This window comes from Solilutibacter silvestris (assembly GCF_002895945.1).
In the GTDB taxonomy this organism is placed as follows: Bacteria; Pseudomonadota; Gammaproteobacteria; order Xanthomonadales; family Xanthomonadaceae; genus Solilutibacter; species Solilutibacter silvestris.
Genome location: NZ_NPZB01000002.1, coordinates 145,966 through 165,492 on the forward strand (window position 1 = coordinate 145,966; position 19,527 = coordinate 165,492).

Below are 19,527 nucleotides of genomic sequence, written 5' to 3' on the forward strand. Positions count from 1 at the left end.
TCTGAAAATGGAGGATTGAATTATACCGGTGGTGCCGCCGCACCCACTAATTCGGGAGTTTCAACACGCCTTGTGGTGCCAGGATGCGCACCGGAATCGACTGCAGGCGGCGGTCGCCATTGACCTGCACTGCGAAATGCAGGTGCGGCGCGGTGCTCCAGCCACTGTTGCCGACACTGCCGATGCGCTGGCCGATGGCAACACGATCGCCGCGATGCAGCGGGATGCTGCCGCGTTGCAGGTGTGCGTAGAGCGCCATGCTGCCGTCGACGTGGAGGACGCGAACGAAGTTGGCGCGGGCGCGGCGATTGCTGTTGGCGCCGGTGTTGTCCGGCTCGTCGTTGTCGAGATCCATCACGATGCCATCGCGGGCGGCACTGACCATCGTGCCCATCGGCAAGGCGAAATCGACGGCGTGGCGGTTTTCGTCATCGTTGTGGCTGTGCGCGCCGCCATCGGCCTGGTCGATGCGCAAGCCCTGCGCGGGCACCGGCAACACGTAGTCGAACGGTCGCGGCTGCAACGCGGGATCGCCGGGGATCGCCTGCAATTGCACGTTGATGGCCTGGCCGATCGGCAATTGCACCAGGCGGCTGCGGTTGCCGGGGCTCACCACCGCGGCGGTTTCTTCCTGGCGGCCGTTGCGATCGAGGGTGACGACGGCTTGCACCGGCCCGGCCAGCGGATTGTCGACCAGCACATCGATATGGTCGCCGTTGCGTTCCAGCACCAGATCGACCTTGCTCGATCCGCTGCGTCCTTCCACCGGGGCGATCGCGGTTGATCCCGCACGCGGCGGCCATTGCATCCAGTCCTGGGCCAGTGCGGGCACGGCGACCATCAGCAACAGCATGAGGGCGGTCGATCGGCTGGCGTTGGGGTGGGTGGGCGTCATCGCCGGATGGTATCCGCAAGGTTGCCGGCGAAACTATATCTCTTCATCCGAATGAAAGGATTGACATGGTTGGACCATTGCCGCAGACTGGCGTTTCCATCCAGACCGGCTGAGGGACAGGCCCTTCGACGCCGGGGCAACCTGAGGGCGATCCCGTCGAGGATGACCCGCACGGTGCCAACTCCTGCGGGGGCGTTGCCCACCGGAAGATGGTTGCGCGCATCGCTATCGATGCTGCCGGCCTCGTCGGATCCGCAGAGCTGGAACCATCGCCTGCAGGATGTTCGATGTCACACGCCGCCGCCCGAACCGAAATTCCGACCGCACTCGATGCCGAGCGCGGCGAAGTCGCGTGTCGACTGGCGTTGCGTCACGCCGGTGCGCGTGACGTCCGCATTGCCTGGGAATTGAATGGACCTGCCGATGCGCCGCTGCTGATCGTCGCCGGCGGCATCAGCGCGAATCGCCACACGCTCGCCAGCGCCGCGTTTCCCGAGACGGGCTGGTGGGATGAGCAGCGCGGATTCGGGATCGACCCGACGCGCTTCCGCGTGTTGTCGATCGATTGGGTAGGCGCCGATGGCAGCATCGATGCGCCGATCGACAGCGCCGACCAGGCCGATGCGGTTGCCGCGGTGCTGGATGCGTTGCAACTGCCGCAAGCGGTAGCGTGGATCGGTTCGTCCTACGGGGCGATGAGTGGGTTGCAGTTTGCGCAACGTCATCCGCAGCGGTTGCGCGGGCTGGTGGTGATCAGTGGTGCCCATCGCGCGCATCCGTTCGCCAGTGCATGGCGGGCGTTGCAGCGGCGGATCGCCGCTCTCGGGTTGGAATCGGGCGATGAAAACGCCGGGCTGTCGTTGGCGCGGCAGCTGGCGATGTTGAGCTATCGCACACCGGAAGAATTCGCGGCGCGTTTCACCGAGGGAACAACCGTGGATGGCGATGTGGTGCGCGTCGCCGCCGAGGATTATCTCGATGCCTGCGGTGCGCGTTTCATCGGGCGGATGCCGCCGGTGGCGTATCGCCGCCTGTCGGAATCGATCGATCTGCATCACGCCGATCCCGCGCAGGTGAAAGTGCCGACCACCGTGGTCGCCATCGCCGAGGATCGCCTGGTGCCGCTGCCCGACATGCTCGACCTGTCGGCGAAATTGCCGCACTCCGAATTGCACGTCTTGCGTTCGCACTACGGGCACGACGCCTTTCTGAAAGAAACTTCCGCCATTGCGCGCGTGTTGCGCGCCGCCATCGAGACTTCGACATGAGCAAGAAGCATTCCGCCACCACCCGCGCCGTGCGTGCCGGCATCGACAGCGATACCGCGTTCGGCGCGGTGTCGCCGCCGATCGTGCTCTCCACCAATTTCTCGTTCGAAGGGCTGCACGGCAAGCGCAAGTACGACTACACCCGCAGTGGCAACCCGACCCGCGACCAGCTCGGCGATGCCTTGGCCGCGCTGGAAGGCGGCGCCGGCGGCGTGATCACGTCGACCGGCATGTCGGCGATCACGTTGGTGCTGCACGCGTTGTTGCAGCCGGGCGATCGCCTGGTGATTCCGCACGATTGCTACGGTGGCAGCTGGCGCCTGTTCAATGCGCTGGCGAAGAAGGGCGCGTTCGAACTGGTGACCTGCGACCTCACCGATCCCGCGGCCTTGGCCAAGGCGCTTGATCCGGCGCCTGCGCTGGTGTGGATCGAAACGCCGTCGAACCCGTTGCTGCGCATCACCGACATCCGTTTCGTCGCCGAAGCGGCCAAGCGCGCCGGCGCGCGCGTGGTTGCCGACAACACCTTCCTGTCGCCGCTGTTACAGCGCCCGCTGGAACTTGGTGCCGACGTGGTGGTGCATTCGACCACCAAGTACATCAACGGCCACAGCGACGTGGTCGGTGGTGCGGTGATCGGCGCGACCGACGAATTGCACGAGTTGCTGTCGTGGTGGGGCAATGCGCTCGGCTTGACCGGTGCGCCGTTCGACAGCTTCCTCACCTTGCGTGGCCTGCGCACGCTCGACGCACGCCTGCGCCTGCATCAAGAGAATGCACAACAGCTGGTGGAATTCCTGCAGTCGCATCCGGCGGTCGCGAAGGTCTATTACCCGGGGCTGGAATCGCATCCGGGTCACGCCATCGCCGCGCGCCAGCAGCACGGATTCGGCGCGATGCTGAGTTTCGAACTGGTCGGCGGTGAAGCTGCAGTGGCACAACTGGTTGATGGGCTGGAATGCTTCAGCCTGGCTGAATCGCTGGGCGGCGTCGAAAGCCTGATCGCCCATCCGGCGACGATGACGCACGCGGCGATGACACCGGAGGCGCGCGCGCTGGCCGGTATCGATGACGGATTGGTGCGCGTGTCGGTCGGCATCGAATCGCCGGACGATCTCGTCGCCGATCTCAAGGTCGGACTCGATCGTGCACTGGCCGCGTCTCCGCCGAAACGGATCGGGGCATGAGCCTGGCGCGGGTGATTCCAATGACGAATGCGAATGCAGCGCTGCGGATGACTTTGCTCGGCACTGGCACGGTCGGCAGCGCGTTCGTCGAGCGACTTGCGGCGTTGCAAGGAACTGCGCTGCGGGTGCCGGCACTCGCAGCGATCGCCAATTCGCGCGGATTCGTGCCGGTCGATTTCGCATCGCAACGCGAAGCGCTGGATGGCTTGCGCGATGCCACTGGTCCGCGCGATGGCGCATGGATGGGCGATGACAGCTTCGGTCGCGGCGACATCGTGGTCGATGCGACGGCAAGCGCCGTTGTCGCCGATCGCCATGGCGAATGGTTGCGTCGCGGTGCGCATGTGGTGACGGCGTGCAAGATCGGGCAGGGCAGCGATCTCGCGCGCTGGTCGGGTATCCAGAGCGCGCGTCGTGCCGGTGCAACGCATTACGGCGACAGCGCGACGGTCGGCGCCGGATTGCCGCTGCTGCGTTCGATCCGCATGTTGAAGGAAGGTGGCGATCGTGTTCACGCCATCGCCGGCGTGTTGTCGGGATCGCTGGCGTGGTTGTTCAATCATTACGACGGCATGCGCCCGTTCTCGGGATTCGTCCGCGAGGCGCGCGACGCCGGTTACACCGAGCCCGATCCGCGCGATGATCTTTCCGGCGAGGATGTACGTCGCAAGATCCTGATCCTTGCACGCACCGCCGGCGTCGAGCTGGAAAGCGCTGATGTTGCAGTGCAATCGCTGGTGCCTGAAGCGCTGGCAGCGTTGCCGGTCGGTGATGTCGATGCGGCGTTGCCGGCGATGGACGAACCGCTGCGCCAGCGCTTCGCCGATGCGCATCGCAATGGCGAGGTGCTGAAGTTCATCGCGCGCCTGGAAAACGGTCGCGCGCGCGTCGGCCTGGAATCGTTGCCATCCGATCATCCACTCGCGGGCGGCGCCGGCACCGACAATCGCGTCGCGATCTGGAGCGACCGCTACAACACGCAGCCGCTGGTGATCCAAGGGCCGGGCGCGGGCGCGGAAGTCACCGCGGCGGCGCTGCTGGACGACGTGTTGGCGATCAGGGGCTAGTCACCGCACGGGTTCGGTCCTGCGCGTATCCTCGGCCGGTCGGCACTCCCGCCGGCGAATCGCTGACCATCACTGCGGAGGAAACATGAACGATCGGACCCAAGGCTCGTCGTTGTTCCAGGATGCGCTCGATTTTGCCAAGGCCAACTGGTGGATGTTCCTGCTGGGCGGCTTGCTCTACATCATCTTCGGCGTGCTGGCTCTGAGTCGGCCCGCCGCAGCATTGCTCGGATTGTCGGTGCTGTTCGCCTGCTTCATCCTGGTGGACGGTTTCATCAGCGCGATCCGCGCATTGATGGCGAAAGGCGCCGATGGTCGCTGGTGGGTGTTCTTCGGTGGTTTGGTCAGCGTGTTGATCGGCATCTATGCGTTGACCGGCCCGGTCACGGCGATGCTGTTGTTCGTGACGGTGATTGCGTTCCAGGCGATCTTCTTCGGCGTCGCCGTCTTCATGTTTGGCGTGAGCATTCGCAAGGTGGTACGCAGCGAATGGCTGCTCTATCTCGCCGGCATCCTCTCGGTGGTCTTCGGCCTGCTGTTGATCTGGGCGCCGGGCATCGGTGGTCTCAGCGTGTCGATGATGATCGGTGCATGGGCGCTGGTGATCGGCATCCTGCGCGTGTTGTTCGCGTTCCGCGTGCGCAGCCTGGTTCGCCACGCGGTGTAATCGTCAATCGTCATTGCAACGCCTGCCCGATGTGGGCAGGCGTCGTGGCGATCAACACTCGATGACGTTCACCGCCAGCCCGCCGCGGCTGGTTTCCTTGTACTTGTCCTGCATGTCGCGGCCGGTATCGCGCATGGTCTTGATCACCTTGTCGAGGCTGACCTTGTGCTTGCCGTCGCCGCGCAGCGCCATGCGCGAGGCGTTGATCGCCTTGACCGCGCCCATCGCATTGCGTTCGATGCAGGGAATCTGCACCAGCCCGCCGATCGGATCACAGGTCAGGCCAAGGTTGTGTTCCATGCCGATTTCGGCGGCGTTCTCGATCTGCGAGGACGTGCCGCCGAGCGCCGCGGTCAATCCCGCGGCCGCCATCGAGCAGGCGACGCCGACTTCGCCCTGGCAACCGACTTCGGCGCCGGAAATGCTGGCGTTTTCCTTGTAGAGAATGCCGACAGCCGCGGCGGTGAGCAGGAAATCGAATATCCCCTGTTCGCTGGCGCCGGGGCAGAAACGATCGTAGTAGTGCAGCACCGCGGGAACGATGCCGGCGGCGCCGTTCGTCGGTGCGGTGACGACGCGACCACCAGCGGCGTTCTCCTCGTTCACTGCCAGTGCGTAGAGGTTCACCCAGTCGAGCACGGTGAGCGGATCGCGCATCGCCGCTTCCGGTTTCTCCGAGAGCTCCGCGTACAGCGCCGGTGCGCGTCGCGCCACATGCAGTCCGCCGGGCAGGGTGCCGGTTTCGCGGATGCCGCGCGCCACGCACGATTGCATCGCCGTCCACAATTCGCGCAAGCCGGTGAGGATTTCGTCATCGCTGCGCCAGGCGCGTTCGTTCTCCATCATCAATCGTGCGATCGGCAAGCCCGTTTCGCGGCTACGCGCCAGCAACTGGTCGCCACTGGAAAACGGGTGCGCCACTTCGGTGGTGTCGGCGACGATGCGATCTTCCGCGGCTTCGTCCTGGTTGACGACGAAGCCGCCGCCGACCGAGTAGTAATCGCGCGTCGCCAGTTCGTTGCCGTCGCTGTCGTAGGCGGCGAAGCGCATGCCATTGGTGTGGAACGGCAATTTCTGGCGCTTGTTCATGATGAGATCGGTCTTTTCGTTGAAGCCGATCTCGCGTTCGCCGTGGAGGCGGATGCGCTTGTCCTTGCGGATTCGCTCCAGCGCGGCTGGGATGATGTCGGGATCGATCTGGTTCGGCCAGTGGCCTTCCAGTCCCATCAGCAGCGCCTTGTCGGTGCCATGGCCGCGACCGGTCAATGCCAGCGATCCGAACACTTCGGCGCGGACGCGCGCGACCTGTTCGAGCTTCCCGCTTTCCTTGAGGCGATGTTCGACGAAACGCGCTGCCGCGCACATCGGCCCGACCGTATGCGAGGAGCTCGGCCCGATGCCGATCTTGTAGATGTCGAAGGTACTGACGGCCATTGTTGCGAATTCCGGTGTGGATCAGGAGCCGCGCCACATCCGCGTGAGCGTGGCGTTGCGGAGGATGAAGTGATGGTAGGTCGCGGCGAGTGCATGCAGGGTGGCGACGATTGCCAGCAACCAGAACATCAGCTGATGGCGGGACTCCATGATTTCGTGCGCGTCGTCGTTCGGTGCAACCAGATGCGGCAGCTCGAACAGGCCGAACCAGCGCACGGGATGGTCGCCGTAATTCGACATTAGCCAACCGGTGATCGGGGTGGCGAACAACAGCACGTACAGCAGGAAATGCCCGACCGCGGCGGTGCGTCGCTGCCATGGCAGGACGCCGGGCATCGGCGCCGGTCGCCCGGCGTACAGCCGCCATGCCAGCCGCGCGATCGCCAGCGCGAGGATGGTGATGCCGATGGAAACGTGCAGGCGGATGCTGCCGCGCGGGAGGTCGTCGAGCAGCAGCCCGAGTGCGCCCTGCACGATCAACAAGGCGACGATCAGCCAGTGGAAGCTGCGGCTGACGCTGCCCCAAGTGTCGGTATTCTTGTGCATCACGCCGGTTTCCGGATCGGGAGTGCCGACGATTCTAGGCCGGAAGCGCGCGATGTGCCCGTACTGCATGGAATGCATGGACGTCGCGTCGTGCTTCGACCTATCCTGCGGCAATGGCCCTGACCCTGTTCCAGCGCGACCACTGCCATCTCTGCGATCTTGCGCTGGAGGTGCTGGCGCAGGCGCGTTGCCCCGAGTTCGACAGCGTCTTCATCGATGGCGACGACGTGCTGGAAGCACGTTACGGCGTGCGCGTGCCCGTGTTGCGCGATTCCGAGTCGGCTTCCGAACTGGATTGGCCGTTCGATGTCGCCAGGGTGCGCGCCTTCACTTCACCGGCTGCAATACCACCTTCGTGCTGATGGCGATGGCATCTGGAATCAGTTTGGTATCGGCCCAGTCGCCGGCACCGACGCCGAAATCGAGGCGCTTCACCGAGGCCGTGCCGACCAGCAGCGGCTTCGCGCCCGGCGTCCAGGTGAATTCCAGCGTGACCGGCCTGCTGATGCCGTGCAGCGACAGCGTGCCGTCAGCGGCGTAGCGACCGCCCCCCAGCGCGCGGAACCTGGTCGCGACATAGGTGGCTTGCGGGAATTTCGCCGAGGCGAAGAATGATGCGCCGCGCATCTCGCCGTCGTAATCGGGATTGCCGGTGCTGGCAGTGGTGATCGGGATGGTGACTTCGAGTTTCGCCGTCGCCAGTTGTTGCGGATCGAATGTCATTTTCGTGGCGAAGCCGGGGAATTTCCCGGTGAACACTTCACCCTGGTATTTGCCGGCGAAGGCCAGTCCGGAGCCGGGCGCCTGCACGTAATCGGTGGCGAAGGCCGGCGCGGCGAACAGCGCGAGTGCGAGTGTGCAGGTGTTGAAGATCGGGGCGGGGCGTGGCATCAGGTGTCTCCTTGGTCATTCGCGCGCAACCAGCCGCGCGGCAACATGCGGGCGAGGGTGGCATCGCGCTGGATGAAGTGGTGGTACAGGGCAGCACCGGCGTGCAGCACCGCCAGCACGACCATCGTCCAGAACAGGTATTGGTGCACGTTGGCCATGCGTTCGTGCAGGTCGTGGTCGCGGGCGACGAGTGCGGGAAGATTGATCATCCCGAACCATTGCAGTGGGAAGCCGGCCGCGGAATTGACAATCCAGCCACTGAGCGGCGTCACCAACAGCAACGCGTACAGCGCCCAGTGCATCAGTGTCGCGAGCGTGTGCTGCCAGCGCGGCGTGCCTGCAACTTCGGCCGGGGCACCGGCGTAAAGGCGCCACGCCAGTCGCGCGATCACCAGCGCGAAGATGGTGAGGCCGATCGATTTGTGCAACGCGTAGGTGGCGATCTTGTGCGGGCTGTTGGGCAGGTCGACCATGGTCAGGCCGAGCCAGCCCATCACGATGATCAGGATGACGATGAGCCAGTGCAGTGTCTTGCTGACGCCGCCCCATTGATCCGATGTGTTCTCCAGCGCCATGTCGACTCCTTTATTGCCGGGCAGATGACGGCGCGTTGTCGCCATCGTGGCGGATCAGTTCGGCTTCGATCCGCAGTTCGACATCATCGCCGACCAGCGAGCGCCACGACGTCATCCCGAAATCGCTGCGCTTCAAATGCGCCTGTGCGGAAAAACCGGCGGTGCGACGGAACGGCGGCAGCGGATAGCGCGCGATCTTGTTGAGCACGAGCTCCATGCAAAACGGGCGGGTGACGCCGTGCAGGGTGAGGTCGCCGCAGGCGGTGCCATGGCTGGCATCGTGGCGGGTGATGGTGGTCGAGACGAAACGCGCGCGCGGGTAGCGTTTCACGTCGAGGAAGCGCGGCGCGAAGATCGCGGCGGCCCAGCCGGAATCGCCCATGTCGATGCGATCGATCGGCACATCCACTTCCAGTCGCGCGCCGCCCCAGTCGTCGGCATCGAACAGCAGGCTGCCTTCGCTGCCGGACACGGTGCCCAGGGCCTTGGAGTAGCCGGCGTGATCGATGGCGAACAGCACCCGCGTGTGCACCGGGTCGATGGCATAGCGCTGCGGTTCGCCGGCCTGAGCGGTGGCGGCGCAGGCCATGGCGATGGCGGCGGCGAGTGCCAATGGGAGCGGGTGGCGGTGCATGACCGGATTCTATGTCAGCACGGGGCGGGCGATGCGGTGGTTGCGGCGCGGCGGCCGTGGCGGTCACACTGCAGACAGGCGTGGAGGGGAAGTCCACGGGAGGATGGAATGTCCAGCAAGGTTGTCGTCGCGCTGATCGCCGCCGTGGTGTCCTTCGCCGTGGTGGGTGATATCGCAGCGCAGCAGCTGCCGAGCATCCCGCGCATGCGCCTGTTGCGGGTGATCGACGGCCTGCCATCGAATGAATTGACCGACATCGCGCGCGATCGCGAGGGTTTCATCTGGATGGCGACGCCCGACGGCCTGGTGCGTTACGACGGCAGCGGCCTGCGCATCTGGCGGCCGGAAGGCGATGCCAGCAAGGGCTTGCCTGGAGGTGAAATCAACCGCGTTCACGTCGACGCGCGCAACCGCCTGTGGGTGGGGGTGGCCGATCATGGTGCGGTGATGCTGGATGCGCAGCGCAAGACGATCACCCGCTACGACGCTGCAATCGCGGGATTCGCAAGCCAGAACATCTATGCCATTACCAGTCGCGGGGATGATGTGTGGATGGGCACCGGCAGCGATGGCCTGTATCACCTCGACGCCGCCGGCCGCATCCACCCCTTGCGCAACGATCCGAAAGATCCCGCCAGCCTGCCCGCGGATACCGTGCCGTCATTGTCGTTCGCATCCGATGGCACGTTGTGGATCGGGACCGTGGCCGGGCTCGCGCGCTTGCGCGACGGGCGCATCGAACGCGTCGCGCTGCCCGGTGCTGCACCGACGCCGATCATCTACCACGTGTGCGCGACGGGACGCGGTGTATGGGTCGGGGCGGCCAGCGGTGTCTACTATCTCGATGCCGATGGCCATTGGCACACGCCATTCTGGAGTACGCAGTTCCAGCGGCCGAACGCAGCGTTGCGCATCGTGCCGGACCGTGGTGGCGAACTGTGGATCGGCAGCCAGAAGCGCCTGTGGCATGTGGTGCCGGGACAGGCCCCGATGCCGATCGATCCCGAAGGGCGTCCGATCGAGCTTGTGGTCAATGGCGTGGTGGTCGGGCCGAACGGCGAGGTGTGGGCGGGCGCGCCGCAGACCGGACTCGGTTACCTGCGTCCGGATTGGCGCAGCATCGCGGAGTTGCGTTATGGCGCCGGCGCACTCGATCTCGCGGGGATGATGTATCGCGGCATTGGCCTCGGCGGCGATGGCAGCGCGTGGCTGGCCGGCGACGATGGCGACATCGAACGCGTGACCCGAGATGGTCGGCTTGAACGTATTCCGGCGCAGACCCGGCAACGATTGGCAGGCACGCATCCGTTCTCGATCCAGCCGACGCGCGATGGCGGACTGTGGATCGGCGAACGCAATGGGCTCTTTCGCGTCGAAGGTGATGGCAAGATGCGCTCGTGGCTGGCGGATGCCGGCGCGCAGGCGCCACCGGGTCCCCGCGTGAATCGCGTGCGCGAAGCGGAGGATGGCAGCCTGTGGTTGCTGGCGAGCGGTGGCGCGCAACAGCGCGATGCGCAGGGCCGGGTGTTGCGCACGATCACAGCCGAAGACCAACAGTTGCCGCGGGAATTGGTGCTCGATGCCGCAGGCACGCCTTGGGCGATCATCGGCAAAGAGATCCTGCGCGTCGATGTCGTCGGCAATCGTTTCGTCGCCGTGCCCGATTTGCGCGGCGACGAAACCTATTCCCTGGGGTTCGATCACGCTGGCGGCTTGTGGGTGCATCGTCGCAGTGGGCTGGCGCACTATCGCGTGCATAACAGCAACGGCAGTCCACGCAATGACAGTTGGCGGCGCGATGCCTTCGTTGCCACCGCGCCAGCGGGATTGCCGCAGGTCGACAGTTCGGCGTTGCTGGTCGATCCGCGTGGGCGGGTCTGGCTCACGACCCGTCGCGGACTGTTGCGTTGGGATCCGCAAGTGCGTCAGTTGCACCATGTCGGCAGCGAACATGGTTTGCAGAACCAGGATTTCTTCTTCAGCGGCGGCAGCGCGGTGATGGGCAAGGATGGCCGCCTGGTGGCATCGACCCAGGCCGGCACTGTCGTGTTGGTCGATACCTTGGCAAACGATCCGCCTTTGCACACGCCGTTGCTCGCGGGCGCGACCATCGAAGCGCGCCGCGATGGCCAGTGGAGCGCGCTCGATCCCGATACCGCGCGATTGGCGCCGGAGGATCACGAAGTGCGTGCGGCGATGCACCTCCTCGCCTACGAGAACCCCGCCGGCAACCACTACTGGACGCGGCTGGATGGCGTGGATCGCGATTGGGTGGACCAGGGGGCGACGCCGGAGCGCATCTTCACCGGCCTGGGTGCGGGTCGCCATCGCTTGCGTGTGCGTGCGCAGGACGCCTTCGGCAATCCGGCGCGGGAACAGCAATTGCATTTCGATGTGCGGGCGCCGTGGTGGTGGACCTCGTGGGCAAAACTGGCGTGGCTGGTGTGTGCATTGGTGTTGCTGGCGCTGGGTGTGCGGGCGTGGCGCAGGCGCCGCGACCAGCAGCGCGCATTCCGCGATGCCGAACAGCGACGCACGATCGCCGAAGAGGCCTCGCTGGCGAAGACGCGCTTCCTTGCCACGCTCGGTCACGAGATCCGCACGCCGATGACGGGCGTGCTCGGCATGTCGGAACTGCTGGAGGCGACTCCGCTCGACGAGCGCCAACACAGCCAGGTGCGCACGATCCGACGTGCCGGCGAGCATCTGCTGAAATTGGTCGACGATGCGCTCGACCTGGCGCGGATCGAAGCCGGGCGCATCGAGCTTGCCGATGTGCCGTTCGACCTCGGTGCGCTGGTCTCCGATGTCCGCGATTGGGCCGCGCCGAATGCCTTGCGCAAGGGATTGATGTTCGCCGCGACAGTGGACGACGACGTGCCGCCGGCATTGCGCGGCGACGTGGTGCGGGTACGGCAGATCCTGCTCAACCTGATCGGCAATGCCATCAAGTTCACCGAGCAGGGACGCATCGAACTGCACGTCAGGCGTGGTGAGCCGCAGGGCGTCATCGTCGAAGTGCGCGATACCGGGCCGGGCATGAATGCCGAACAGCAGGCGCGGTTGTTTCGTCGCTTCGAGCAGGCGGAAGGTGCACGCACCAACGAACGCTATGGCGGCAGTGGCTTGGGATTGGCGATCAGCCAGGAACTTGCCAGTGCGATGGGTGGCGCCATCGCCATCGACAGTGCGCCCGGTGCAGGCGCGCGCTTCCGGGTGACGCTGCCGCTGCCACGCGCCGACGGCGTCCCGTTGCCGGATGTACGCGCGGCCACCGAACCTTCATCGCAACGCCAGCTGCGCCTGTTGATGGTGGAGGACGATCTCGTCATCGCCGAGGTATTGGCGGGAATGTTGCAGGCGCAAGGGCATCATGTGGTGCATGCGCCGCACGGGCTCGCGGCGTTGACCGAAGCGGCGAGCGGAAGTTTCGATGCCGCCTTGCTCGATCTCGACCTGCCCGGCATGGATGGTTTCGATCTCGCGCGCACGCTGCGCGGCAACGGTTTCGATGGGCGCTTGCTGGCGGTGACGGCGCGCGCCGACGCCGAAGCGGAAACGCTGGCGCGCTCCGCCGGGTTTGACAGCTTTCTGCGCAAGCCGGTGACCGGCAGTCTGTTGTCGCGCGCGCTGGATGCACTAATGCGTTGACTGCGTGCGATCGACATCCTTGAGGAATTTGATCAGCCCGTTCATGTAGATCGGCTGGTCGTCGTACATCGCCATGTGGCCGCTGTTCGGGCCTTCCAGGTAGCGTCCGCGCGGGAATTTCTTCGACATCATGCGCATGAAGGCGGGATCCATGGTGTCGTAACGACCGGCGATCACCAGTGTCGGCACCGTGATCTTCTTCAGATCGGTGGTGCGATCCCATTGCTCGAGGATGCCGCTGGCGCCCATCTCGCTTGGCCCCTGCATCGGCACGTAGACTTTCTTGTTGATGTGCGCGAACGAACGCAGCACGGGTTCGGGCCATTGAGCAGACGGTTTGCGCAGGATGTGCTGTTCGTAGAACGGTTGCAGCAATTCCTCGTAGCGCGGATCGTCGTAGTGCTTGGCGGCTTCCAGCGCGAGGATTTCCTTCAGCGCCTTCTGGTCCATCTGCGGCATCAAGACATCGTGCGCGTAGCGGTTGTACGCCGGGATGCTCGACATCATGTTGGAGATGACCAGGCCTTTGAGGTTCTTCTGGTATTTCAGCGCATATTCCATCGCCAGCACGCCGCCCCAGGAATGGCCGAGCAGGTAGAAGTTGCTGGAATCGAGGCCGAGCGCCTTGCGCACCTGTTCCACTTCCTCGACGAAGCGCGAGGTATCGAGCAGGCGCGGATCATTCGGTTGGTCGCTGTAGGCGGAACCGAGCTGGTCGTAGTAGTAATACTCGATGCCCGCGGCCGGCAGCCAGGAATCCATTTCTTCGAAATACTCGTGCGTCGCGCCGGGACCACCGTGCAGTAACAGCAGCTTGATGCGCGGATTGTTGCCGACGCGCTTGGTCCAGACCTTGAAGGTGCCGAAACTGGTCTTGACCGGGATCATCCGCACGCCGCCGCTCCATGCGTCGCTGCGGCCACTGTTGTCGAAATAGTTCGCGGACGGATGTTGCGCGGAACGCGACGGTTCCTTTGCCAGCGCCGAACCCGGCACCGCCAGCAGCAATGCCAGCAGTATCGATATGACTTGCCTGATCGGAAGCAGCGCCATCGCCGAACCCCTCGCAGTGGAATTCCACGAGTCTGGCGTGATGGCCGTGCCGCCGCAACTAGCCGAGTCGACGTTCCCGGCTGGCCGCGTGCACTTCATCCACCAGCACGCGCACGTGTTCCGGATCCATGTCCGGCGCCATGCCGTGGCCGAGGTTGAAGACGTGGCCGTCGCGCGATCCGCCGTTGCCCTTGGCGTAGCTGTCGAGCGCGGTGCGCACTTCGCGACGGATGGTGCCGGGAGATGCGTAGAGCGTCGCCGGATCGAGGTTGCCCTGCAGTGCGACCTTGCCCTGGGTGCGCAGGCAGGCGCCATGCAGCGATACCGTCCAGTCGACACCCACAGCATCGGTGCCGGTATCGGCGAGTTCGGACAGATAGGGGCCGTTGCCCTTGCCGAACAGAATTAGAGGTGTGTGCGCAACGGACAAGCCGTTGCTTGGTGGCGTGCGTTCCGCGCCATCGCCGCGCTGCAATTCGCTGGCAATGCGCTTGAGGTAGCGCAGCGAGAATTCGCGATACATCGCCGGTGACAACACGCCGCCCCAGGTATCGAACACCTGCAGTGCTTGCGCGCCGGCTGCGCGTTGCGCCGAGAGATAGGCGATCACCGCGTCGGTGACGACGCCGAGCAGGCGATGCAGTGCCGCCGGATCGTTCAGGGCCATCGCCTTGATGCGGCCGAAGTCGCTGCCACCGCGCCCTTCGATCATGTAGCAGGCGATGGTCCACGGGCTGCCGGAAAAACCGATCAGCGGCACCTTGCCGTCGAGCTCGCGGCGGATCACGCGCACCGCGTCCATCACGTAGCGCAGGTCGGTTTCCATGTCCGGCACTGCGAGGCGCGCAATGTCGTCGTGGCTGCGCACCGGGCGCTCGAACTTCGGGCCTTCGCCATCGACGAAATGCAGGCCGAGGCCCATCGCGTCGGGGATGGTGAGGATGTCGCTGAAGAGGATCGCGGCGTCGAGGTCGAAACGCTGCAGCGGCTGCAAGGTCACCTCGCAGGCGATCTCCGGGTTCTTCGCCATCGCCAGGAAACTGCCGGCGCGCTGGCGGGTGGCGCGGTATTCCGGCAGGTAGCGCCCGGCCTGGCGCATCAGCCACACCGGCGTGCGGTCCACGGGTTCGCGGCGCAAGGCGCGCAGGAAACGATCGTTCTGGAGAGGTGCGTTCATTTCATTCCAACAATGGGTCAGCGCGGGCCATCGAAGCCGGAGGCGAACATCAGCTGGAAGCCTTTCTTCAGCTGGGCATCGCGGGCTTTTTCGATCGCGGAAAGGGCGGCGGCCTGGTCGGGGAACTGCTCGCGGCGGAGCGTGCTGCGCGCGCCCTGCTGGCCGGTTTCGCGCACCAGCTCCCAACCCCCGAAGAGATCAGGCTGGAGCATGAGCTGGACGAAGCGTGGCGCTTCGTGGCCGTCGGGCCGTTGTTGCAGCAGGAGACGCATGTGCGAATTGTACGGCGTCGCCGCCGATCAGTCCGCGCGCAACACCTGCAACACGGCGGATTCGTCGACGCCGGCGACCACGCGGGCATGGCCGATGCTGTCCCACAGGATGAAGCGCAGGCCATCGGCCGCAGCTTTCTTGTCGAGGCGCATGCGCGCCAGCAGCGCGTCGGCGTCGAGCCCGGCGGGGATGCGGATCGGCAGGCCGAAGCGCTTGAGCAAGGCGGTCAATCGCGTGGCGTCGTCCATCGTCGCCATGCCGAGCTGAGTCGACAGTCGCGCGGCCAGCACCATCCCGACCGCCACCGCTTCGCCGTGGTTGAGTCCGGCGCCCCATCCTCCATTTAGAGCCGCCTGTTCGGCCTCGATGGCGTGGGCGAAGGTATGGCCGAAGTTGAGCAGGGCGCGTTCGCCGTGTTCCAGCGGATCGCGTTCGGTGATCGCGGCCTTGTGCGTGCAGCTGCGGGCGATGGCGGCGGACAATGCCGTCGCGTCCATCGCCAGCAGCGCGTCGGCATGCGCGTCCAGCCAGTCGATGAAAGCGCCATCGATGATCGCGCCGTACTTCACCACTTCGGCCAGTCCGGCGCGCAGTTCGCGCGGAGGCAAGGTGCGCAGGGTCGTGGTGTCGATGACGACGGCGCGCGGTGGATGGAAGGCGCCGACCAGGTTCTTCCCCTGCGGGATGTCGATCGCGGTCTTGCCGCCGACCGAGGAGTCGACCATCGCCAGCAGCGAGGTCGGCAGTTGCACGCAGTCGATGCCGCGCATCCAGCAGGCGGCGGCGAAGCCGGCCATGTCGCCGATCACGCCGCCACCGAGCGCGAACACGCAGGCGTCGCGGGTGGCGCCGAGTGTCGCCAGTGCATCGATGACACGGGTGAAATTGTCGAAGGTCTTGGCGGCTTCGCCGGCGGGCAGCACCAAGATGTGGAGTTGCACGTTCGTGCATGCCGAACGCGATGCCGCAGCCACGGCCTCCGCATACAAGGGAGCGACGTGTTCATCGCTGACGATCAATGCATGGCGACCGCGGAATGTTTTCGCCAGCAACGCGCTATCGCCCAGCAGGCCATCGCCGATGTGGATGGCGTAGGGCTCGCCGCCGCCGACTTCGACCGTTGTCGCAGCGATCATGCCGCCGCCTCGTGTTGCTGCAACATCATCACCACCTGATCCGTGACTTCATCCACGTTCAAACCGCTGGTCTCCACCATGATGTCGGCTGTTTCGCGATACAGCGGCGTGCGGATCGCATCGAGTTTCGCCAATGTCGCGGCGGGATCGTCGCCATGCAGCAACGGACGTTGTGCCCGCTCGTCACGCATGCGTTCCAGGCGCGTCGGCAGATCGGCCTGCAACCAGACCACGATCGCGTGTTTCTTCAGCAGGTCGCGGTTGCGCTCCGCCAGCACCACGCCACCACCGGTCGCGATGACGGCCGACGTGTCCACCAGCACGTCGCGCAGTGCCGCGCATTCGAGTTCGCGAAATCGCGTCTCGCCGGCGCTGGCGAAGATCGTGGCGATGGACTGGCGGGCCCGCTGTTCCACCTCGGTATCGAGATCGAGACAGGGCCGGTCAAGCCGCCGTGCCAGTTGCTCGGCCACGCGGCTCTTGCCACTGCCCATGGGGCCGATGAATGCGATGGGACGATGCTGCATGGCGACATGCTATCAGGCGCATCTGCAGCGCCGGCGCCCACGCCGTGCTAACGCGTCATGGCCTACGGTCGGGAACCCGTTCCACCACCCCAACCAAGGGCACCGACATGAGCATCGCCAAGGTCATCGAAATCACTTCCTCATCCAAGAAAGGCATCGAGGACGCCGTCCAGTCCGGGCTGACCAAGACCGGCAAGACCGTCAAGAACATCCAGGGCGCCTGGGTCAACGAAATCAAGGTGGTGACCAAGCCGAACGGCAGCGTGACCGAGTGGCGGGTGAACATGAAGGTCAGTTTCATCGTCGACTGAGCAACGTCGCGGGCGCTGCGCCACAATGTGGGGATGAACGATCTCCACGCCGAAGCGCTCGCCACCTTCGATCGCCTGTTCGCCGAAGCCGGTGCGGCCGGCGAACCCGATCCCACCGCGATGGCCGTCGCCACCGCCGCACTCGACGGCCGGCCATCACTGCGAATGGTGTTGCTGAAGGCGCACGACGAACGCGGCTTCGTGTTCTACACCCACCTCGACGGTCGCAAGGGCCTGGAATTGCAGGCCAATCCGCATGCAGCGCTGTTGTTCTTCTGGCCGCGGGTGCGCGACGCGGTGCAGGTGCGCATCGAAGGATCGGTCGAACTGGTCGGCGACGCGCAGGCCGATGCCTATTTCGCCAGCCGTCCGCGCGACAGCCAGCTCGGTGCGTGGGCGTCGCGGCAATCGCAGCCGCTGGCCGACCGCGACGAGTTCGAGCAACGTTTCGAGCAGGCGCAAGCCGAATTCGCCGGGCGCGATGTGCCGCGTCCGCCGCGCTGGACCGGATTCCGTGTGCGGCCCGAGCGCATCGAGTTCTGGTACGGCGCCGAATACCGCCTGCACCGCCGCGATGTCTATGTGGCCGATCGTTGCGGCGACTGGCATCGCGAGCAGTTGTACCCATGAGTGAAAGCCGGTGAGCGACGGCTGGACCCTGCGCCCGGCAACGCCCGCGGACTTCGCCGCCTGGGGTGCGTTGCGCGCGCGACTGTGGGATGACAGCGCCGACATCGTGGCGGAACACGATGACATGCGCACGGCGATCGATCCCGCGCGTCCGGCGACGACATTTCTCGCGGTGGATCACGACGGACGACCGTTCGGCTTCATCGAAGTCGCGATCCGCCACGACTATGTCAACGGATCGGAATCATCACCGGTCGGCTTCATCGAAGGCTGGTATGTCGAGGATGGCTGGCAAGGTCGCGGCATCGGTCGTGCGCTGGTCGATGCCGCCGCCGCGTGGACACGCGCGCGGGGCCGCGACGAGTTGTGTTCCGATGCGATGCTCGATGCCGATGAATCGCACGCGGCGCACCGCGCCTGCGGATTCGAGGAAACCGAGCGCGTGGTGTATTTCCGCAAACCGGTGACAGGATGATCGGTCCGCGTCGCATCGTCTGCCTGACGGAAGAGCCGACCGAAGTGCTGTACGCGCTCGGCGCGGAGGATCGTATCGTCGGCATCAGCGGCTTTACCGTGCGACCGCCACGGGCGCGCAAGGAGAAGCCGAAGGTCAGCGCCTTCACCAGCGCCAAGATCGACGAGATCCTGAAGTTGCAGCCGGATTTCGTGGTCGGCTTTTCCGACATCCAGGCCGATATCGCCGCCGAACTGGTGCGACGTGGCGTGGAGGTGTGGATTTCCAACCATCGCAGCGTCGACGGCATCATCGATTACGTCCGCCGCCTCGGTGCGCTGGTCGGCGTGGCCGAGCAGGCGAACGAGTACGCCGATGGATTGCAGCGCGGGCTGGATGCGATCGCCAATCGATCAGCAAAGTTGTCGCGGCGTCCGCGCGTGTATTTCGAGGAATGGGATGAGCCGCCGATCAGCGGCATTCGCTGGGTCAGTGAGTTGATCGCGATTGCCGGCGGCGACGATATTTTCCCGGAACGCGCCATCGAACCATTGGCGAAGCAGCGCATTCTCGAGGATCCGTTGGAAGTGGCGCGGCGTGCACCGGACATCATTTTCGGCAGTTGGTGCGGCAAGCGTTTCCGACCGGAGAAGGTCGCGCAGCGGCCCGGATGGAAGGACATTCCGGCGGTGCGCGATGGCGAACTGCACGAGGTAAAGTCGCCACGCATCCTGCAACCGGGGCCGGCTGCGCTCAGTGATGGCGTGGCGGATATCGCCGCGATCATTCAGCGCTGGGCGGGGCGGGATTAGTGCAGAGCCTCGCACGCGCTGGCTGGCGTGGCCGGTCAGACCCGATGCGCGGGACGCCGTGAATACATCCATGTAGGCTCGACTCGGCATCCTGCCTCGTATGCCCGCGCATCAGGCAGACCGCCCACTTGCCGCGCGCGTGTTGTGGCGGCTCGCGAAAGAGCAACTGCACGTGCATGTTGTGACTTCATCGGAACGACGAAACGCTGCCCGCCCGGCAGCGCCTGCGCGGTGTGTCCCTATGGCCGACCATTCCGCCGCATGGATGCGGCGGCTGAGCCTCCATGGATGGATTCACGGCGTGTCGGCCAGAGGGACACCCAAGCGGGCGCACGCCGG

Annotated in this window: 21 protein-coding genes and 1 riboswitch; of the genes, 10 read left to right on the top strand and 11 right to left on the bottom strand. The window is 65.4% G+C overall.

Annotated features, from left to right (window positions below; translation table 11 throughout):
• Positions 1-46 precede the first annotated feature (46 nt).
• Positions 47-895, bottom strand: coding sequence for a M23 family metallopeptidase (locus Lysil_RS08200; RefSeq protein WP_103075144.1), 849 nt, complete (start codon positions 893-895; stop codon positions 47-49).
• Between the two features lie 93 nt (positions 896-988).
• Positions 989-1,111: riboswitch (SAM riboswitch) on the top strand.
• Here Lysil_RS08200 and metX point away from each other — a divergent pair.
• The 4 genes from metX to Lysil_RS08220 all read left to right on the top strand — a co-directional run bounded on the left by metX (position 1,105) and on the right by Lysil_RS08220 (position 5,084).
• Positions 1,105-2,163 carry a homoserine O-succinyltransferase MetX gene (gene metX / locus Lysil_RS08205; protein ID WP_425477155.1) on the top strand — a complete coding sequence of 353 codons (1,059 nt, stop codon included), beginning with the start codon at positions 1,105-1,107 and terminating at the stop codon, positions 2,161-2,163. It overlaps the preceding riboswitch by 7 nt.
• Positions 2,160-3,350: a cystathionine gamma-synthase gene (gene metB, locus Lysil_RS08210; protein WP_103075145.1), complete on the top strand. Its 1,191-nt coding sequence runs from the start codon at positions 2,160-2,162 to the stop codon at positions 3,348-3,350. The genes metX and metB overlap by 4 nt, the downstream gene beginning before the upstream one ends.
• Positions 3,347-4,417: a homoserine dehydrogenase family protein gene (locus Lysil_RS08215; protein ID WP_103075146.1), complete on the top strand. Its 1,071-nt coding sequence runs from the start codon at positions 3,347-3,349 to the stop codon at positions 4,415-4,417. The genes metB and Lysil_RS08215 overlap by 4 nt, the downstream gene beginning before the upstream one ends.
• Before the next feature lie 85 nt (positions 4,418-4,502).
• The gene (locus tag Lysil_RS08220) at positions 4,503-5,084 is read left to right on the top strand and encodes an HdeD family acid-resistance protein (RefSeq protein ID WP_103075147.1); all 582 of its coding nucleotides are present in this window, start codon (positions 4,503-4,505) and stop codon (positions 5,082-5,084) included.
• Positions 5,085-5,135: 51 nt separating this feature from the next.
• On the opposite strand, the gene Lysil_RS08225 is transcribed toward Lysil_RS08220, so the two are convergent.
• Both Lysil_RS08225 and Lysil_RS08230 read right to left on the bottom strand, forming a co-directional pair.
• On the bottom strand, positions 5,136-6,518 hold the full coding sequence (locus Lysil_RS08225) for an L-serine ammonia-lyase (RefSeq protein WP_103075148.1): 1,383 nt from the start codon (positions 6,516-6,518) through the stop codon (positions 5,136-5,138).
• A gap of 21 nt (positions 6,519-6,539) precedes the next feature.
• Positions 6,540-7,142 carry a cytochrome b gene (locus Lysil_RS08230; RefSeq protein ID WP_240600454.1) on the bottom strand — a complete coding sequence of 201 codons (603 nt, stop codon included), beginning with the start codon at positions 7,140-7,142 and terminating at the stop codon, positions 6,540-6,542.
• 35 nt (positions 7,143-7,177) lie between these two features.
• Here Lysil_RS08230 and Lysil_RS08235 point away from each other — a divergent pair, with 35 nt between their 5' ends.
• Positions 7,178-7,426, top strand: coding sequence for a glutaredoxin family protein (locus tag Lysil_RS08235; RefSeq protein ID WP_103075150.1), 249 nt, complete (start codon positions 7,178-7,180; stop codon positions 7,424-7,426).
• Here the strand turns inward: Lysil_RS08235 and Lysil_RS08240 are convergent.
• Genes Lysil_RS08240 through Lysil_RS08250 form a run of 3 tightly spaced genes read right to left on the bottom strand, consistent with a single transcriptional unit; the run spans position 7,392 to position 9,164 of the window.
• A complete protein-coding gene (locus tag Lysil_RS08240) occupies positions 7,392-7,955 on the bottom strand; it encodes a YceI family protein (protein WP_103075151.1) in 564 nt (187 codons plus the stop codon). The two genes, Lysil_RS08235 and Lysil_RS08240, sit on opposite strands and share 35 nt — an antisense overlap.
• Entirely contained in the window at positions 7,955-8,530 is a 576-nt protein-coding gene (locus Lysil_RS08245) for a cytochrome b (RefSeq protein ID WP_103075152.1), read from the bottom strand. Before Lysil_RS08245 ends, Lysil_RS08240 begins: the two co-directional genes overlap by 1 nt.
• 10 nt (positions 8,531-8,540) lie before the next feature.
• On the bottom strand, positions 8,541-9,164 hold the full coding sequence (locus Lysil_RS08250; RefSeq protein WP_240600456.1) for a YceI family protein: 624 nt from the start codon (positions 9,162-9,164) through the stop codon (positions 8,541-8,543).
• 108 nt (positions 9,165-9,272) lie between these two features.
• Between Lysil_RS08250 and Lysil_RS08255 the strand changes: the two genes are divergently transcribed.
• Complete coding sequence (locus Lysil_RS08255; RefSeq protein ID WP_103075153.1) at positions 9,273-12,815, top strand: hybrid sensor histidine kinase/response regulator; 3,543 nt, start codon at positions 9,273-9,275, stop codon at positions 12,813-12,815.
• On the opposite strand, the gene Lysil_RS08260 is transcribed toward Lysil_RS08255, so the two are convergent.
• The 5 genes from Lysil_RS08260 to Lysil_RS08280 are packed head-to-tail and all read right to left on the bottom strand — an operon-like array spanning position 12,804 to position 16,981.
• Positions 12,804-13,868, bottom strand: coding sequence for a proline iminopeptidase-family hydrolase (locus tag Lysil_RS08260; protein WP_103075154.1), 1,065 nt, complete (start codon positions 13,866-13,868; stop codon positions 12,804-12,806). The genes Lysil_RS08255 and Lysil_RS08260 overlap by 12 nt on opposite strands.
• Before the next feature lie 58 nt (positions 13,869-13,926).
• Positions 13,927-15,045, bottom strand: a complete 1,119-nt coding sequence (hemE, locus tag Lysil_RS08265; RefSeq protein ID WP_103075155.1) for a uroporphyrinogen decarboxylase — start codon at positions 15,043-15,045, stop codon at positions 13,927-13,929.
• Between the two features lie 17 nt (positions 15,046-15,062).
• Positions 15,063-15,317, bottom strand: coding sequence for a WGR domain-containing protein (locus Lysil_RS08270; protein WP_103075156.1), 255 nt, complete (start codon positions 15,315-15,317; stop codon positions 15,063-15,065).
• Between the two features lie 27 nt (positions 15,318-15,344).
• Positions 15,345-16,454, bottom strand: coding sequence for a 3-dehydroquinate synthase (gene aroB, locus Lysil_RS08275; protein WP_103075157.1), 1,110 nt, complete (start codon positions 16,452-16,454; stop codon positions 15,345-15,347).
• On the bottom strand, positions 16,451-16,981 hold the full coding sequence (locus tag Lysil_RS08280; protein WP_103075158.1) for a shikimate kinase: 531 nt from the start codon (positions 16,979-16,981) through the stop codon (positions 16,451-16,453). Before Lysil_RS08280 ends, aroB begins: the two co-directional genes overlap by 4 nt.
• A 107-nt stretch (positions 16,982-17,088) precedes the next feature.
• Here Lysil_RS08280 and Lysil_RS08285 point away from each other — a divergent pair, with 107 nt between their 5' ends.
• From Lysil_RS08285 to Lysil_RS08300, 4 genes are read left to right on the top strand one after another with little or no spacing between them, the layout of a single operon-like run.
• Entirely contained in the window at positions 17,089-17,292 is a 204-nt protein-coding gene (locus Lysil_RS08285; protein ID WP_103075159.1) for a dodecin family protein, read from the top strand.
• Positions 17,293-17,325: 33 nt separating this feature from the next.
• The gene (pdxH, locus tag Lysil_RS08290) at positions 17,326-17,922 is read left to right on the top strand and encodes a pyridoxamine 5'-phosphate oxidase (protein WP_103075160.1); all 597 of its coding nucleotides are present in this window, start codon (positions 17,326-17,328) and stop codon (positions 17,920-17,922) included.
• A 10-nt stretch (positions 17,923-17,932) separates the two neighbouring features.
• The gene (gene aac(6') / locus Lysil_RS08295) at positions 17,933-18,397 is read left to right on the top strand and encodes an aminoglycoside 6'-N-acetyltransferase (RefSeq protein WP_103075161.1); all 465 of its coding nucleotides are present in this window, start codon (positions 17,933-17,935) and stop codon (positions 18,395-18,397) included.
• On the top strand, positions 18,394-19,188 hold the full coding sequence (locus Lysil_RS08300) for a cobalamin-binding protein (RefSeq protein ID WP_103075162.1): 795 nt from the start codon (positions 18,394-18,396) through the stop codon (positions 19,186-19,188). Before aac(6') ends, Lysil_RS08300 begins: the two co-directional genes overlap by 4 nt.
• The last annotated feature ends 339 nt before the right edge of the window (positions 19,189-19,527 follow it).

Bases quoted from the DNA above. Each gene is read 5' to 3' on its own strand.
- Lysil_RS08255 (WP_103075153.1), top strand. From the start codon at position 9,273: ATGTCCAGCAAGGTTGTCGTCGCGCTGATCGCCGCCGTGGTGTCCTTC.
- Lysil_RS08240 (WP_103075151.1), bottom strand. From the start codon at position 7,955: ATGCCACGCCCCGCCCCGATCTTCAACACCTGCACACTCGCACTCGCG.
- Lysil_RS08300 (WP_103075162.1), top strand. From the start codon at position 18,394: ATGATCGGTCCGCGTCGCATCGTCTGCCTGACGGAAGAGCCGACCGAA.
- Lysil_RS08220 (WP_103075147.1), top strand. From the start codon at position 4,503: ATGAACGATCGGACCCAAGGCTCGTCGTTGTTCCAGGATGCGCTCGAT.
- Lysil_RS08285 (WP_103075159.1), top strand. From the start codon at position 17,089: ATGAGCATCGCCAAGGTCATCGAAATCACTTCCTCATCCAAGAAAGGC.
- Lysil_RS08200 (WP_103075144.1), bottom strand. From the start codon at position 895: ATGACGCCCACCCACCCCAACGCCAGCCGATCGACCGCCCTCATGCTG.
- Lysil_RS08250 (WP_240600456.1), bottom strand. From the start codon at position 9,164: ATGCACCGCCACCCGCTCCCATTGGCACTCGCCGCCGCCATCGCCATG.
- Lysil_RS08230 (WP_240600454.1), bottom strand. From the start codon at position 7,142: ATGCATTCCATGCAGTACGGGCACATCGCGCGCTTCCGGCCTAGAATC.
- Lysil_RS08245 (WP_103075152.1), bottom strand. From the start codon at position 8,530: ATGGCGCTGGAGAACACATCGGATCAATGGGGCGGCGTCAGCAAGACA.
- pdxH (WP_103075160.1), top strand. From the start codon at position 17,326: ATGAACGATCTCCACGCCGAAGCGCTCGCCACCTTCGATCGCCTGTTC.
- hemE (WP_103075155.1), bottom strand. From the start codon at position 15,045: ATGAACGCACCTCTCCAGAACGATCGTTTCCTGCGCGCCTTGCGCCGC.
- Lysil_RS08235 (WP_103075150.1), top strand. From the start codon at position 7,178: ATGGCCCTGACCCTGTTCCAGCGCGACCACTGCCATCTCTGCGATCTT.
- Lysil_RS08260 (WP_103075154.1), bottom strand. From the start codon at position 13,868: ATGGCGCTGCTTCCGATCAGGCAAGTCATATCGATACTGCTGGCATTG.
- Lysil_RS08270 (WP_103075156.1), bottom strand. From the start codon at position 15,317: ATGCGTCTCCTGCTGCAACAACGGCCCGACGGCCACGAAGCGCCACGC.
- Lysil_RS08215 (WP_103075146.1), top strand. From the start codon at position 3,347: ATGAGCCTGGCGCGGGTGATTCCAATGACGAATGCGAATGCAGCGCTG.
- Lysil_RS08280 (WP_103075158.1), bottom strand. From the start codon at position 16,981: ATGCAGCATCGTCCCATCGCATTCATCGGCCCCATGGGCAGTGGCAAG.
- aroB (WP_103075157.1), bottom strand. From the start codon at position 16,454: ATGATCGCTGCGACAACGGTCGAAGTCGGCGGCGGCGAGCCCTACGCC.
- metB (WP_103075145.1), top strand. From the start codon at position 2,160: ATGAGCAAGAAGCATTCCGCCACCACCCGCGCCGTGCGTGCCGGCATC.
- Lysil_RS08225 (WP_103075148.1), bottom strand. From the start codon at position 6,518: ATGGCCGTCAGTACCTTCGACATCTACAAGATCGGCATCGGGCCGAGC.
- metX (WP_425477155.1), top strand. From the start codon at position 1,105: ATGGTTGCGCGCATCGCTATCGATGCTGCCGGCCTCGTCGGATCCGCA.